The sequence below is a fragment of the Chitinophaga chungangae genome (genome assembly GCF_017742215.1).
Classification (GTDB): Bacteria; Bacteroidota; Bacteroidia; order Chitinophagales; family Chitinophagaceae; genus Chitinophaga; species Chitinophaga chungangae.
Map to the genome: position 1 here is coordinate 90122 of NZ_JAGHKP010000004.1, position 14810 is coordinate 104931.

The following is a 14810-nucleotide window of genomic DNA, read 5'->3' on the forward strand; positions in this document are numbered from 1 at the left end:
GCTAAAATAGCGAACTCCGGCAATAATGGGTTGTATAACGCGGATATATTTTCGTTAACAAACAAGCGGTGTTGAGGAATGTGCCGTTAACAAAAAAAAGCATGCCGGGCGGTGAGGCCCGGCATGCGGAAATTATTTTGCAGAGGTTGCGGTTGGGTTACATTGCTGCAAGTTGCACTTTTTGTTGCAGCTCGATCACGCTGTCGCGGAAACTGTTGTCGGTGTCCATGAGGTCTTTCACGGTCTGGCAGGAGTGGATCACGGTAGTGTGGTCTCTTCCGCCGAAATGTTCGCCGATGGTCTTGAGCGAGTTTTTGGTGAAGCTTTTGGCCAGGTACATGGTGATCTGGCGGGCCTGCACGATCTCGCGTTTGCGAGTTTTCTGCAACAATTTGTCGTAGGCCACGTCAAAATATTCGCAGACCATTTTCTGGATGCTTTCGATGGTGATCTCTTTGGAGGAGGTTTTTACGAAAGACTTCAGTACGCGTTTCGCCAGTTCGAGGTCAATTTCTTTCCTGTTGAGGGACGATTGCGCCAGCAGGGAAATAAGCGCGCCTTCCAGTTCGCGTACGTTGCTCTGGATGTTATAGGCTACGTATTTCACGACTTCTTTGGGCATTTCGAGGCCGTCGTTGCGCATCTTCATTTCAAGGATCTCCATGCGCGTTTCGAAGTCGGGCAAACCAACATCGGCGCTGAGGCCCCAGCGGAAGCGGCTCAGGAGCCTTTCCTGCACGCCGTCCAGGTCTTTGGGCGGTTTGTCTGACGTAAGGATCAGCTGTTTGCCGCTTTGGTGCAAATGGTTGAAGATGGCGAAAAACGCGTCCTGCGATTTTTCGGCGCGGGCGAAGAACTGTATATCGTCTACGATCAGCACGTCTATCAGCTGGTAGAAGTGAATGAAATCGTTGATGATATTATTTTTCGAATGATCGATGAACTGGTTGATGAACTTTTCGGCGCTGACGTACAGCACGGCCTTGTTAGGGGCCTGCCTTTTCACTTCATTGCCGATGGCCTGCGCCAGGTGCGTTTTGCCGAGGCCTACGCCGCCGTAGATCACGAGCGGATTGAAGGAGGTGCCGCCGGGTTTGTCGGACACGGTTTTGCCCGCCCTGCGCGCCACGCGGTTGCAATCGCCTTCAATAAAGGATTCAAAGGTGTAATTGTGATTCAGCTGTGAATCGATCTGCACGCGTTTGATGCCCGGGATCACAAACGGGTTCTTCACCGGGTTTTGTATCGTTAACGGGAAATCAACTTCACTATCCTTCTGAGGTTTGGTGAACTGCGTTGGCATATTCACGGTTTTAGGGTGCTGATGTGGAGTGCCATTCTCGACTACGATCCGGTATTCCAGTCTTGCTTCTTTACCTAATTCCCGCTTGATGGTTTTCCCTAACAGGCCCACATAATGTTCTTCAAGATATTCGTAGAAAAACTGGCTCGGTACCTGGATGGTTAAAACATTGTTCTCAAGCTTGACGGGTTTTATCGGTTCAAACCATGTTTTAAATGGCTGCCATTCCACAATATCCCTGATTATATTCAGACACCTTTCCCAAACTTGTTCGCAAGTTTTATTCATTTAATAAAAAATAATTAAGTCGTGTTATTAATTTGGGTGTTCTCGAATACAAATTCTTCAATGCGGGCAGTTGAAGAACTTTTTTGACAGGACGACGAATATCTGTAGAAAATGTTGAAAAAAAAAATTTATCTGGCCTTGTTTTATTTCCAACAATTACAGAATGTTCTCACCCTGTTTATTCAAGTTTTATCGGCTAAAACACCCGTTTAGCCTGCAATTTCGTTACAACGAAAAGTGTTAAACCGTACAAGCATGATTAACAGGTAATTTGTAAAAGTGTTTACTCGTTTACATAAAATTACCGGCATAACTGGTAAAATACCATTGCCTGATTCGCCTATCATTTCGTAAACCCGGGGGATACTCAGTGGGCTCTTGTGTGATTCACTTTTTTAGGTAACTGCTTTCTCGTTATTCTCAAATTCCATGCAAATTTATGATATGGTTTGAAATAATTGCGAATAACTTGTGCAAAAGTAATTAAGCGGCACTGTACTGAAAAACTTATCTTTGGCGGAATTGAAATTTTAAATTTGTTTTTATGAGTTTTGAAATTACCGGAAAGCTGGTAGTGAAGTACAATACGGTTCAGCGCAGCGAATCATTCAAGACCCGTGAGTTCGTGATCGAGAAGTCTGATGATATCAACGGCCGTGTGATCACCAACTATATCAAATTCCAGTCTGTGCAGGACCGTACCAGCATTGTGGACCGTCACAATGAAGGGGAAATGGTTAAAGTTTATTTTAATATAAAAGGCACGCGTTGGGAAAAAGATGGTAAAGTGAACTATATCACCAACCTCGATGCATGGCGCATGGAAAGCATGATGCAGGCCCAGCCCGGCGCAGACCGCATGCCCGACTACAACACCTCGCAGGAAGCCCCCTTCTCCCAGGGCGGCGGCAATAGCAACAGCAACAGCGGGGACGATCTGCCCTTCTAGTCACTGGTCAATCTTATTATACCGCAAAGGCCCCGCGAGGGGCCTTTTGCCATTTATGCCTATCTTCGCGGCAGTTTTAGGATAAATACCTAACCGCGCATGATACAACAGATCTCTCTTAAACTGCTCCCGCAGGAAGCCGGCCACCACAAGGCCGTTGTAAAACACGCCGCCGCTTCCCTCGGCGTGAAACCCGCAGACGTTACCGGGTTTAATCTTATCAAACGTTCCATAGACGCGCGATCGCGGCAGGCATATTTTGTGCTCACGCTGGAAGTGTTTGTCAATGAGCCTTTCCGCCAACGCGTTTCGCCCGCCTTCCGCTACGACCCCGTTACACCCGGAGCGGAAAAGGTGATCGTGATAGGAGCCGGGCCCGCAGGGCTTTTCGCCGCATTGCGACTGATAGAGCTCGGCCTGAAGCCCATCGTGCTCGAAAGAGGGAAAGACGTGCGCGCACGCCGCCGCGACCTCGCCGCCCTCAATAAAACCGGCATCGTAAACCCCGAATCCAATTACTGCTTCGGCGAAGGCGGCGCCGGCACCTACTCAGACGGCAAACTTTACACCCGCTCCAACAAAAGAGGAAATATCAACCGCATCCTCCACATCTTTCAGCAATTCGGGGCAGACGAAAATATTCTCACCGACGCGCATCCCCACATCGGCACCAACAAACTCCCGCACATCATCACCGCCATGCGCGAACAGGTGATCCAAAGCGGGGGAGAGGTGATCTTCGAACAAAAGGTCACGGATTTTCTTGTGCGCGACGGCCAGGTCACCGGCGTAACCACCGCCGGGGGAGACAGGTGGGACGCCAAACATGTCATTCTCGCCACCGGTCATTCCGCCCGCGACATCTTTCAGCTCCTGCATGATAAACATATTCTGATAGAAGCAAAACCTTTCGCGCTCGGCGTGCGCATCGAACACCCGCAGTCGCTGATAGACAGCGCCCAGTACCATTGCAGCCTGCGCGGCGATTACCTGCCGCCCGCCAGCTACAGTCTCGTGGAACAGGTGGAAGGCCGCGGCGTGTTCTCCTTCTGCATGTGCCCCGGCGGCATCATCGCGCCCGCAGCCACTTCGCCCGGCGAGCTGGTGGTGAACGGCTGGAGCCCTTCCAAACGCAATAACCCTTACGCTAATTCGGGCATGGTGGTAACGGTGGACGAAAGCGACTTCGCTCCCTTCGCCGCCGAAGGCAGTCTCGCCGCGATGTATTTCCAGCAGTCGGTTGAAAAAGACGCCTACAACGCAGGCGGCGGCGGCTTTGTAGCGCCCGCGCAACGTATGACGGATTTCGTGAAAGGACGGTCTTCCTCCACGCTGCCCGACTGCTCCTACATTCCCGGCCTCAACAGCGTGAACCTCCGCGAAGTATTGCCTGCCGCCGTACATACCCGTCTCGGCGAAGCATTTAAAGTCTTCGGTAAAAAGATGCGCGGCTATTACACGGAAGACGCGGTGCTGGTAGCCACCGAATCGCGCACCTCTTCGCCCGTGCGCATCCCCCGGGAAGACGCCACGCTCATGCATCCCCAGGTGAAAGGACTGTACCCCTGCGGCGAAGGCGCCGGTTATGCCGGCGGCATCGTATCCGCCGCGATGGACGGGGAACGCGTAGCGGAAGCTATCGCGGGCGTTCGTATATAGCAACGGGCTGTTTGTGTATTATTAAGAAAATTCCATATGAATTCCTTGGCCCCGTTGGGGAGAACCTGTAATTTAACATCGTCAATCAATGTTATGAACGTACTGGACCTGCAACATCTCAAGAAGCATTATGCCACCCACAAAGCCGTGGACGATATCAGTTTCTCCATTCCCAAAGGCAGCATATTCGGTCTGCTCGGCCCGAACGGTGCGGGAAAAACCACGCTGCTGCGCATGATCACAGGCATCTTTTACCCCGATGCGGGCGAGATATTTTTTGACGGAAAAAAGTTCGACCCGAGGGAAGACGTGCAATACATCGGCTATATGCCCGAAGAGCGCGGTTTGTATAAAAAAATGAAAGTAGGCGAGCAGGTGCTTTACCTCGCACAGCTGAAAGGCCTCGGCAGGAAAGACGCGCAAAACAAGATCGATTACTGGTTCAATAAATTCGACATCACCACCTGGGCCAATAAAAAGATCGAAGAGCTGAGCAAAGGCATGCAGCAAAAAGTGCAGTTCATCTCCACCGTCATGCACCATCCTAAACTGCTGATACTGGACGAGCCCTTCTCCGGCCTCGACCCGATCAATTCCAAACTGATACAGGACGAGATCTTCGAAATGGCGAAAAACGGCACCACCATTATATTTTCCACCCACCGTATGGAGCAGGTGGAAGAGATCTGCGACCACATCGTGCTGGTGAACAAAGGCCGCAAAATACTCGACGGGCCGGTGAAACAGATCAAGCAGGACTTCAAGCAGCACCTGTTCTACATCAGCCTCGAACAGCAGCCCAATCCCGCGCAGATGGCCACCCATCATTTCTCCATCGTTCAGAACCACGACAAGGCCTATACCGTCAAGCTGAACGAGTTCAGCCAGACGAACGATATTTTATCCCACTTCATTCACCATGGCATCCAGGTGAATTATTTCAGGGAAATACTCCCCACCATCAACGAAGTTTTCATCTCGCAGGTGAGAATGACGGACATGGCGAATTAAAAAGTGCCTTGAGATATTACACGCATACAAACAGCAACTAATTCATGCAACCATGAGCAAGATCTGGATCATTATCAAAAGGGAATACCTGACCCGCGTAAAGAAAAAATCCTTTATCCTCACCACGCTGCTGCTGCCGCTGTTCTTCGTGGCCATGATGGTAGTGCCCGCCCTGGTGATGAGCAGCGGGGATAGCGGGAAAGTGGCCGTGGTAGACGAAAGCGGGCTGTTCGAAGGCAAATTGTCCGACGAAGGGGACGTACATTATAAATTCGTGCAGGCGGATATCGATACATTCAAAAACTCTTATCTCAGCCAGGGTTATACCGGTTTGCTGCACATTCCCAAAATGGACGTGACCAGGCCTCCAAGCATTATCTATTACAGCCGGGGACAAATGGGCATCTCGCTCAAATCTTCCATGGAGAAAAAAGTGGAGAATATTATTGAAGATAAACGCATGGAACTGGCCGGCATCGATAAATCGAAACTGGAAGACATCCGCGTGGATATCGACATCGTGAACCTCGCCGGCAAAGAAGGCCGCAAGGGCAGCGCCCTACAGGCTTACGCCATCGGCTGGGGCTCCGGTTTCCTGATCTACATTATCCTGCTCGTGTTCGGCATGATGGTGATGCGCGGGGTGATGGAAGAAAAAATGAACCGCATCGCGGAAGTGGTGATCTCCAGCGTAAAACCTTTCCAGCTGATGATGGGCAAAATTATCGGCATCGCCTGTGTGGGCCTTACGCAATTCCTGATATGGATCGTGCTGATCGTGGGACTGTACTGGATCACGGTATTAATGATCGGCCCCGAAATGCTGAGCAACAATGCCATGGCAAACTCACCCAGCATGGCCGCGAACAGCGATGCCACCAAACAGGCGGTGGCTGAAATGGTAAGATCGGTAGGCAGCGTCAACTGGCCGTTCATTATTTTCTGTTTCGTGTTCTATTTCCTGGGCGGGTACCTGTTTTATGCGGCGCTGTTTGCGGCAGTGGGCAGTTTGGTGAACGAAGACCCCAACGATGCGCAGTCGCTGACCTTTCCGATCACCCTGCCGGTGATCATTTCCATCATCATCATGATGTCTGCAGTCGCCAAGCCTAACAGCGCGGTGGCGGTGTGGGGAAGCATCATCCCGTTTTCCTCGCCGATCGTGATGATGGCGCGCATACCCTATGGCGTGCCGGGCACCGTGCCGTACTGGCAGCTGGGCCTGTCGATGGTCTTGCTGATCGCCGGTTTTATCGGCACCACCTGGGTGGCGGCGAAAATTTACCGCACGGGCATTTTGCTCTACGGCAAAAAAGTAACGCTGAAAGAAGTGGGGAAATGGCTGGTGAGAAAAAGTTGATGTTTTGAAAGAAGAATACCAGGAAACCTGCAATGGCTATGGCCGTTGCAGGTTTTTTCTTTGGAAGGGAAAATGTTTATAAAGTCCCGAGCCTTTTGGCGATGGCGGTAAATTCTTCCCAGATATCCCGCAGCACGTCTGCCGCGGGCTTTATGCCGCTGATAAGCGCGCTCACCTGCCCGATCTCCAGTTCGCCTTCCGCAAGGTCTCCTTCGAACATGCCGCGTTTGGAACGGCCGCGGCCCAAAAGAACATTCAGCTCTTCCCGGCTGGCGCCTTCCTGTTCGGCCTTCTGCACTGCTTCAAAAAATGCGTTGCGCAGCAGGCGCACGGGCGTAAGCTGTTTCAACGATAACATGGTATCGCCTTCGCCGGCTTTTATGACCGCTTCTTTAAACGAGGGATGAGACGATGCTTCGGGCGTCGCCACAAAACGACTGCCCACCTGCACGCCCGAGGCGCCCAGCGCAAAAGCCGCTGCCATGGCCCTTCCCGAACCGATGCCGCCGGCCGCTATCACGGGTATCTTCACCGCGTCCGCCACCGCGGGTACCAGTACCATCGTGGTGGTCTCTTCGCGGCCGTTGTGCCCGCCCGCTTCAAAACCTTCCGCCACAACCGCGTCTACGCCCGCTTCCTGGCTTTTTACCGCGAACTTCGAACTGGATACGACATGCACGACGGTAACACCTTTTTCTTTGAGCACGGGCGTCCAGGTTTTGGGATTGCCCGCGGAAGTGAACACTACTTTCACGCCTTCGGAAAGAATGATGTCGATATGTTTTTCTATATCGGGGTAAAGCAAGGGCACGTTCACGCCGAAAGTTCGGTTGGTAGCCTCTTTGCACTTGCGGATGTGCTCACGCAGCTGGTCCGGGTACATACTGCCCGAGCCGATGAGGCCCAGCCCGCCCGCATTGGCGACGGCACTGGCCAGCCGCCAGCCACTGGCCCATATCATGCCGGCCTGCACGATGGGATAGTCGGTGTTGAATAATGCCGTAATGGGATTGCTGAATGCCGCCATGTGTTGCGTGATTGGTTACAGGGAGGCAATTTAACGATAAAACGGTTAGCCCAGGTCTATCTCCGTGTTATCGCCGATGTTGAGGCTTTGGCTGAGCCCGCGGATGTTGGCGTCGCTGCCGATGAGGGATGATTTTAATACCACTTCGTAGAGGTTGCTGAACGAGCCGATGATGGAATCTTTGACGATGGAATAACTGATCACCGTGTTGTCGCCGATGGCCACATTGGGCCCGATGATGCTGTTTTTGATGTTGCAGCCTTCGCCGATGCTCACGGGCGGGATGATGATCGTGTTTTCGTAGGGCAGCACCGGGTTGGTGGCCAGTTTATATTTTTTGAGAAGGATGGCGTTGGTCTCCAGCAGGGTTTCCTTGCGGCCGCAGTCGAACCAGTTGTTCACTTTAAACGCATCGAACCGCACGCCATGACGGATCATGCATTCCAGCGCGTCGGTGAGCTGGAACTCGTCGTGCGAGCGCACCTGCTGTTTGATATTATCTTCCAGGCATTGGTACAGCTGTTCGGTTTCCCTGATCTTGTACATGCCCACCAGCGCCAGGTTCGACTTCGGTATCTGCGGTTTTTCCACCACCCGCGTGATCGTGCTCTGATCGTTGATCTCGGCCACGCCGAAATTCCGCGGATCGTCTACCTTCTTCACGCCCAGCACCGAATGTGCCGAGGCGATCACTTCCCTGAAATCCGTTTCCACGATGGTGTCGCCCAATACGATCAGGATCTCGTCGCCGGCCACTACCTCGCGCGTCAGCAAAATGGCGTGGCCCGTGCCTTCGCGCGAATTCTGCTGCACAAAGTGCATGGTAAGGTCAGGATATTTTTTTTCAACGTAATGCTGGATCTTTTCGCCAAGATAACCCACCACGAACACGAACTCGCGGATGCCGGCCTCTACCAGCTGGTCCACGATAATGCTCAGGATCGTTCTGCCCGCCAGTGGAATCAAAGCTTTAGGTTGTGTATATGTATGGGGGCGCAGTTTGGTGCCCGCGCCTGCCACTGGTATTATTGCCTTCATGTAACGGTTTTGGAGTATAAGGTTCACTGCTTGCGATAAACCGGGACTCACTGCTTAATCGCGGGCAAATTACTGAAACAATCCTTAAAAATGAATTAGGATTTAACATTACCCGATAAGTATTAGGAATAATGACCATATCACCAAAACGCACTTTTCATCAATTCCAAGTTTATAATTACCCGGAAGAAGATTAATTTTGCGTCTTAAATTTTCCTTCACCATGCAAAGAGACCAGCAGATATTCGATATCATTGGCCAGGAACTGGAAAGACAGCGTCATGGCATTGAACTGATAGCTTCGGAGAACTTTACAAGCCTCCAGGTTATGCAGGCCATGGGCAATGTAATGACCAACAAATACGCAGAGGGTTACCCCGGCCGCCGTTATTATGGCGGTTGCGAGGTGGTGGACCTGAGCGAGCAGCTGGCGATCGACCGCGCGAAACAGATCTTCGGCGCCGAATACGCCAACGTTCAGCCTCACTCCGGCGCACAGGCCAACGCAGCGGTGCTGCTGGCGATCCTGAACCCCGGCGACAAGATCCTCGGCCTGGACCTCAGCATGGGCGGCCACCTTACGCACGGCTCCCCGGTTAACTTCTCCGGGAAGCTCTACCAGCCGTTCTTTTACGGCGTAAATAAAGAAACCGGCCTGGTTGAATACGACAAAATGGAGCAGGTTGCGCTCCAGGAAAAGCCGAAAGTGATCATTTGCGGCGCTTCCGCTTACAGCCGCGACTGGGATTACAAACGTATCCGTGAAATTGCGGACAAGATCGGCGCTTTCGTAATGGCAGATATTGCCCACCCCGCCGGCCTCATCGCCAAAGGGCTGCTTAATTCCCCCTTCGCGCATTGCCATTTCGTGACCACCACCACGCACAAAACGCTCCGCGGCCCCCGCGGCGGTATGATCCTGATGGGCAAGGATTTTGAGAACCCATTCGGTCTCAAAACCCCCAAAGGCGAGATCCGCATGATGAGCAACCTGATCGATATGGCCGTGTTCCCCGGCATCCAGGGCGGCCCGCTCGAACATGTGATCGCCGCCAAAGCGGTATCTTTCTTCGAGATCCTCACCGACGACTACGATGTATACGCCCGCCAGGTGATCCGCAACGCACAGGCCATGGCCCGCGCGTACGTGGAGAAAGGTTACCAGATCATTTCCGGCGGTACAGACAATCACCTGATGCTGATCGACCTGCGCAACAAAAACATCTCCGGTAAAAAAGCCGAACAGATCCTCGTAAAAGCAGACATCACCGTGAATAAAAACATGGTGCCGTACGACGATAAATCGCCCTTCATCACTTCCGGCATCCGCGTAGGCGTTCCTGCCATCACCACCCGCGGCCTGAAAGAAGAGCATATGCCGCAGATCGTTGACTGGATGGACAAGCTGATCATGGACGCAGACAACGAAGACCTGATCGCGAAAGTGCGTGGCGAGGTGAACGAGTTTATGAAACAATTCCCGCTCTACCCTGAGCTGAAATAAAAGTGTAAGAGGTTAGTAAAGAAAGAGGCCGTCTCAGTTGAGGCGGCCTCTTATTTTTTGCGAACTGCAGACAATAAAATAATATTTTATTTGGAAAGCGTGATCGCGGTGGATTGCTGGTTCCTGAACACGGTGGCTTTCAGCCGGCCGCGCCAGGCGTTGGGCTGATAAATGCCCAGGAAATCTTTGATGTTGTTCACTTTTTCGCCGTCGAGCTGCAGCAGCACGTCTCCCGTGCGGAAGCCCATTTTTTCCGCTTCGCTGCCCGCGGGCACGGTTACGAAATACGCGCCTTTTTCGTCTGGGAGGCCCGTGGCGGAACGTTCTCCCAATCCTTCGATATTCTTTACCGTAGCGCCTTTCCAGCTGATGCTGGCCTGCGGCCCCGATTGCTGTGAAAACAAGGCGGGCGGCAACGGAACTGGCGCGGCTTTATCCCGCAGGCTTTGAATGCGTGTGCCGAACCCGTTCATCGGGAAATTGACGAAACCTGCTTTCAGCGCGCCACTGCCGGGTTTTACCCCGTAGTCGCCGTTTTTGAAATCGATGAATTGCGGGTCGCCGGAGAGCGAATGTGCATCTGTACCGTTGACCTGCGCGGCTTTTAATGCGGCCTCGTCGGGGAAGAAGTTGGAATCCACTTTCTCGCCCCATTTTTTTACCTGTATCGGTTTGTAGGAAGCGGTCACGATGTTGTGCCGGAAAATATCGCCGCTGTTGAGGAACCACACATGCGGATGGAAAGAGTTGTTGAGCAAGATGTTGTTCTCCACGGTGCGGAAAAATCCTTCGCGCAGCTTGAGGCCGCCGTTGAGGCAAACGTTGTTGTAAATATGATAGTTGCCGGAACCATCGTCCAGGTCAATATCCCAGCCGTGATCGCAGCGGAAGCGGTTGTTGCGGATCACGGTGGTTTCCACCGCGTCCAGCAATACGATGTTGATGTTGGCGGTGGTGGCGCTGTCCATCGTACGACGGTTGGGATGCCAGAAACGGTCGCGGCCCCATGAGTTGAATGCGCCATGGTCGCCGGTTTCGAGCACGGTGTTGTACACTTCGTTATGTTCCAGCAAATGCCCGCCCCAGGTGCCTTCGCTGATGTTGATGCCCGCCCGCGGCAGGTCGTGGATCGTATTGTAAGCCACCCTGATTTGCGAGGACATGGAGATCTGCACGCCGGCGGATTGTTTTTCGGTTTCGCCGGTATATTGAATGAGATTGTCTGCTGCCGCACAGTCTTTTGGGTAATCGTTGTTTTTCGGGCCTTTGGTAAAATCCATTTCCGCGTACGGCACAAAGTGGTTGTATTCAAAAGCGGGGGAACGCACGGCTTCGGGATTGCCCACGAACGCGATGCCGCTGGCGCCCGCTTTGTAAATATGACAGCCGCTGATGTCTACGCGCCGGTTGTAATTATTGACGAACACGGCGTTACCGCCTGTTTCATTAAAAAAACAATGGGAGATGTCGCAATCCTCCGCGCCTTCCACCAGCACGGCGCCGCCGCGGTAGATCGTCCAGTCGCTGCGGAGCAGCGGCTCTTTTGTGAGCATGAACGTACGCACGGTGCCCGTGAACTGCAGGTCGCGCAGCGTGACATTTTTCACGGGCTTCGTTTCGGTTCCTTTGATAACGATCAGTTCGGACAGTGAGGCGTATTCTATATGGGAAGGCGGTACCTGCCCGGCCTGCGGTTTATAATACAGCATGTGTTTTTCCGCATCGAAGAACCATTCCCGCGGCGCATCCAGTTCTTCCCGGATATTTTCCACGAAACGGTGCTGCGCGTGCAGGCCCATCTGCCGGTTGTTTTGCCAGCCGCCTTCCAGCACCGCGTTGCCGGCGGAATCCACGCCGGTGATAATATAATGATAACCGCCCCATTCCGCGCGGTGCAGCGCATGCACGATGCCGCCCCGCGGATGTTTCCAGGTTTTGATCCTTTCCGGAGAAAGCGCATCGGCGGAAGTGCCGTGATAAAAACGCGCGGTGCTGTCGTAGTTGGGATAACGCGCGAGTACCTGCGTTTCCCCGTTCATGTACAACCTGTCCATCTGCCGGACCGCAGCGGGAACCGAAGCGGCGTAAATGCCGTCAGCTCCCGCCTTCCATTTCACCTCCAACGGCCTGGCCCCGCTGATCACCGCTTTCTGGCCGGCAAGGGCGGTGATAGTAAGCGAGCCGTCTTCCGGCGTAAGCACCAGTGTTTGTTCCGGATGATAAGTGCCGTTTTGCAGGATGACCGTAACGGGCTGGTCCGCCCGTTGTGCCCTGAGCTGCCGCCAGCGTTGTTGCGCGGCCTGCAAAGTAGCCATGGGCTTTTCTTTGGTGCCGGGATAATTGTCGTTGCCCGCCGGGGAAAGATAGATCTGCCTGGTTTGCGTGCGCCCCGGCGCGTGCAGCGCCAGTAACATACAACCGGTGAGTAGCCATTTTAGCATATATGCATCCGTTAGTAATCACTAAGTTAACGCCATATTTCCGGGCGGATTAATAGCATTTGATCAAATACTTGCAGAAAAATTTGGAGAATAAAGAAATTGCCGTACATTTACAGTGTACTAGTTAAGTAGTGCACTAGTTAATTTCTAACTATCAGCATATGGTATCCCTTCAACACCTTTATTTCGCCTACAACAAAGCCGTTCCCATTCTCGAGGATGTGAACCTTTCGCTCAGGCCCGGCCGCATTTACGGCCTGCTCGGCAAAAACGGCGCGGGCAAAAGCAGCCTGATGTACAACATCTGCGGCCTCCTGTTCCCCGCTTCGGGCAGCGTCAGCGTGCTGGGGCATACGCCCGCCCTTCGCCGCCCCGCCTTCCTGCAACAGGTATGCCTGCTGCCCGAAGATTTCGAAATGCCGCCTATGCGCATCAGCGAATATCTTCGCATGTACGCGCCTTTTTATCCGCATTTCAGCCATGAAGCGTTCGAAAATTATATGAAAGTATTTGGAATGCCCGCCCAACAATCTTTACAGGCCCTCAGCCACGGCGAGCAGAAAAAGGTGCTCATCAGTTTCACGCTGGCCACCAACGCCAAACTGATCCTGATGGACGAGCCTACCAACGGGCTGGACATTCCTTCCAAACGCCAGTTCCGCAAAGTGATCGCCGGCGGCTTGCAGGAAGACCAGTGTATCGTGATCAGCACGCACCAGGTAAAAGACCTCGACAGCCTGATCGATGAGGTGCTGATATTGGAAGACCGGCGCATCATTCTGCAGGAAAGCGTTTCGGGCATCACGGAGAAACTCAGCTTCCGGCAGGTAATGAGCCTCGAGGAAACGGAAATGCCCGTTTACAGCGAAGGCTCGCTGAAAGGGTATGCCGTGGTGGCCGTGAACCGCAAGGCGGAACAAAGCCGCATGGACATGGAAATGTTCTTCAACGCGGTAATGACTGAAAAAGAAAAGATCCTTTCCCTGTTTCAACGATAAATCCTTTGCCATGCATTTCTCCTTCCACCGTTTTATCCTGTTATTAAGAATGCAGTTTGCCGTCAACCGCCGCATGTATCTGCTGGGCGCCGCGGCAATTGCCGGGCTGCTGCTCGTGTACATGCTCTTCCGCGCAGCCAACGCTACCTTCGGCTTCGAGTTCGACATACAGGAAGAAAACTTCGAGCTTTCACTTTGTTTCCTTTCCCTCGTGTTCGGCACAATGATCTTCCGGCAGTTCGGTGCTAAAACCCGCAGGGTGCAGGCGCTGATGCTCCCTGTGTCCGCTCTCGAAAGATTCGCCGTGGCTTTCCTGATGGTGTTCATTGTATTCCCTGCCACTTATTCGGGCATTTATGTTTTGTGTTGCGCGGTCACTAACCTGGCGGACGCGCATTTGTTCGGACATCCCAACCAGCTGTACGTTTTTAACGGCGATAGCGAAGTGATGACGCTGAAGATCCTTTACCTGATACTGCCGGTGGTGCTGCTCAGCGCGATCTGGTTCAGAAAGCTCACCTTTGTAAAAACCGTTGTGATGCTGTGTTTGCCGGTGCTCGTATTTTCATTTTTCAACAGCGCGCTTGGGAAATTGGTGGTAAATAGCGGCTCTCCGGCCAATTCCGGCGGCGCCAAATATGTTTTCTGGAACGCGATGCCTTTTGAATCTTTTGCCGTGGCGACCACCGGTCGGCCGGGAATGGAAACGGTGTACAACGTGTTCCTCCCTGCCGGCCAGCAATGGATATTCACGCTGTTTGCGGCTCTGATCCCCCTTTTATTTCTTTACCTGGCTTATCTCAAATTGCGCGAACAGGAGCTGTAACGCATCAATCCCTTTTTATGGAATTTAATCAAACACAAGCCATATATCTCCAGATCGCGGATTACGTGTGCGACCAGGTGCAACTCCAGCACTGGCCGCCCGAAGGCAAGGTGCCTTCCGTGCGCGAACTGGCCGTAACGCTGGAAGTAAACCCGAACACGGTGATGCGCTCGTACGAACATCTCCAGCAGCAGGGCGTGATCTACACGCGCCGTGGGCTCGGTTATTTCGTATGCGAAGACGCGGTGAAAAAGATTCTCTCCGTGCGCCGCGAACAGTTTTTGCAGGAAGAGCTGCCGCTGTTCTTCCGGAAAATGTACCTGCTGGGCATAGAGCTGGATGAGCTCAAGGCCCGTTATGAAAAGTTCAAACAGCGCCAATTGAAGGCGCAATAAACCCGACAAGC

At 52.9% G+C, this 14810-nt stretch carries 12 protein-coding genes; 8 read left to right on the top strand and 4 right to left on the bottom strand.

Annotated elements, in window-relative coordinates:
- Nucleotides 1-157: 157 nt before the first annotated feature.
- Nucleotides 158-1591: a chromosomal replication initiator protein DnaA gene (gene dnaA, locus J7I43_RS20115; protein WP_120518328.1), complete on the bottom strand. Its 1434-nt coding sequence runs from the start codon at nucleotides 1589-1591 to the stop codon at nucleotides 158-160.
- Nucleotides 1592-2135: 544 nt separating this feature from the next.
- Here dnaA and J7I43_RS20120 point away from each other — a divergent pair.
- From J7I43_RS20120 to J7I43_RS20135, 4 genes are all read left to right on the top strand, one after another.
- Nucleotides 2136-2540 (top strand): DUF3127 domain-containing protein, encoded by a 405-nt coding sequence (locus J7I43_RS20120; RefSeq protein ID WP_209147658.1) that lies wholly within the window; start codon nucleotides 2136-2138, stop codon nucleotides 2538-2540.
- A 99-nt stretch (nucleotides 2541-2639) separates the two neighbouring features.
- Nucleotides 2640-4199 carry an NAD(P)/FAD-dependent oxidoreductase gene (locus tag J7I43_RS20125; protein WP_209147659.1) on the top strand — a complete coding sequence of 520 codons (1560 nt, stop codon included), beginning with the start codon at nucleotides 2640-2642 and terminating at the stop codon, nucleotides 4197-4199.
- Between the two features lie 93 nt (nucleotides 4200-4292).
- Complete coding sequence (locus tag J7I43_RS20130; RefSeq protein ID WP_209147660.1) at nucleotides 4293-5210, top strand: ABC transporter ATP-binding protein; 918 nt, start codon at nucleotides 4293-4295, stop codon at nucleotides 5208-5210.
- 52 nt (nucleotides 5211-5262) lie between these two features.
- Complete coding sequence (locus J7I43_RS20135) at nucleotides 5263-6570, top strand: ABC transporter permease (RefSeq protein WP_209147661.1); 1308 nt, start codon at nucleotides 5263-5265, stop codon at nucleotides 6568-6570.
- Between the two features lie 76 nt (nucleotides 6571-6646).
- On the opposite strand, the gene J7I43_RS20140 is transcribed toward J7I43_RS20135, so the two are convergent.
- On the bottom strand, nucleotides 6647-7597 hold the full coding sequence (locus J7I43_RS20140) for an NAD(P)H-dependent flavin oxidoreductase (RefSeq protein WP_209147662.1): 951 nt from the start codon (nucleotides 7595-7597) through the stop codon (nucleotides 6647-6649).
- A 45-nt stretch (nucleotides 7598-7642) separates the two neighbouring features.
- Complete coding sequence (locus J7I43_RS20145) at nucleotides 7643-8635, bottom strand: sugar phosphate nucleotidyltransferase (protein WP_209147663.1); 993 nt, start codon at nucleotides 8633-8635, stop codon at nucleotides 7643-7645.
- Between the two features lie 223 nt (nucleotides 8636-8858).
- On the opposite strand from J7I43_RS20145, the gene J7I43_RS20150 reads away from it, so the two are divergent.
- A complete protein-coding gene (locus J7I43_RS20150) occupies nucleotides 8859-10139 on the top strand; it encodes a serine hydroxymethyltransferase (RefSeq protein ID WP_209147664.1) in 1281 nt (426 codons plus the stop codon).
- Between the two features lie 86 nt (nucleotides 10140-10225).
- Here J7I43_RS20150 and J7I43_RS20155 read toward each other — a convergent pair whose 3' ends face one another.
- Nucleotides 10226-12580, bottom strand: a complete 2355-nt coding sequence (locus J7I43_RS20155; RefSeq protein WP_209147665.1) for a PDZ domain-containing protein — start codon at nucleotides 12578-12580, stop codon at nucleotides 10226-10228.
- A gap of 161 nt (nucleotides 12581-12741) precedes the next feature.
- Between J7I43_RS20155 and J7I43_RS20160 the strand changes: the two genes are divergently transcribed.
- From J7I43_RS20160 to J7I43_RS20170, 3 genes are read left to right on the top strand one after another with little or no spacing between them, the layout of a single operon-like run.
- Nucleotides 12742-13578 carry an ABC transporter ATP-binding protein gene (locus J7I43_RS20160; protein WP_209147666.1) on the top strand — a complete coding sequence of 279 codons (837 nt, stop codon included), beginning with the start codon at nucleotides 12742-12744 and terminating at the stop codon, nucleotides 13576-13578.
- Between the two features lie 10 nt (nucleotides 13579-13588).
- On the top strand, nucleotides 13589-14404 hold the full coding sequence (locus J7I43_RS20165; protein WP_209147667.1) for a hypothetical protein: 816 nt from the start codon (nucleotides 13589-13591) through the stop codon (nucleotides 14402-14404).
- 17 nt (nucleotides 14405-14421) lie between these two features.
- The gene (locus tag J7I43_RS20170) at nucleotides 14422-14799 is read left to right on the top strand and encodes a GntR family transcriptional regulator (protein WP_209147668.1); all 378 of its coding nucleotides are present in this window, start codon (nucleotides 14422-14424) and stop codon (nucleotides 14797-14799) included.
- Nucleotides 14800-14810: the final 11 nt, after the last annotated feature.

Coding starts and splice junctions, on each gene's coding strand:
- dnaA (WP_120518328.1), bottom strand. CDS start 1,591: ATGAATAAAACTTGCGAACAAGTTTGGGAAAGGTGTCTGAATATAATC.
- J7I43_RS20120 (WP_209147658.1), top strand. CDS start 2,136: ATGAGTTTTGAAATTACCGGAAAGCTGGTAGTGAAGTACAATACGGTT.
- J7I43_RS20125 (WP_209147659.1), top strand. CDS start 2,640: ATGATACAACAGATCTCTCTTAAACTGCTCCCGCAGGAAGCCGGCCAC.
- J7I43_RS20130 (WP_209147660.1), top strand. CDS start 4,293: ATGAACGTACTGGACCTGCAACATCTCAAGAAGCATTATGCCACCCAC.
- J7I43_RS20135 (WP_209147661.1), top strand. CDS start 5,263: ATGAGCAAGATCTGGATCATTATCAAAAGGGAATACCTGACCCGCGTA.
- J7I43_RS20140 (WP_209147662.1), bottom strand. CDS start 7,597: ATGGCGGCATTCAGCAATCCCATTACGGCATTATTCAACACCGACTAT.
- J7I43_RS20145 (WP_209147663.1), bottom strand. CDS start 8,635: ATGAAGGCAATAATACCAGTGGCAGGCGCGGGCACCAAACTGCGCCCC.
- J7I43_RS20150 (WP_209147664.1), top strand. CDS start 8,859: ATGCAAAGAGACCAGCAGATATTCGATATCATTGGCCAGGAACTGGAA.
- J7I43_RS20155 (WP_209147665.1), bottom strand. CDS start 12,580: ATGCTAAAATGGCTACTCACCGGTTGTATGTTACTGGCGCTGCACGCG.
- J7I43_RS20160 (WP_209147666.1), top strand. CDS start 12,742: ATGGTATCCCTTCAACACCTTTATTTCGCCTACAACAAAGCCGTTCCC.
- J7I43_RS20165 (WP_209147667.1), top strand. CDS start 13,589: ATGCATTTCTCCTTCCACCGTTTTATCCTGTTATTAAGAATGCAGTTT.
- J7I43_RS20170 (WP_209147668.1), top strand. CDS start 14,422: ATGGAATTTAATCAAACACAAGCCATATATCTCCAGATCGCGGATTAC.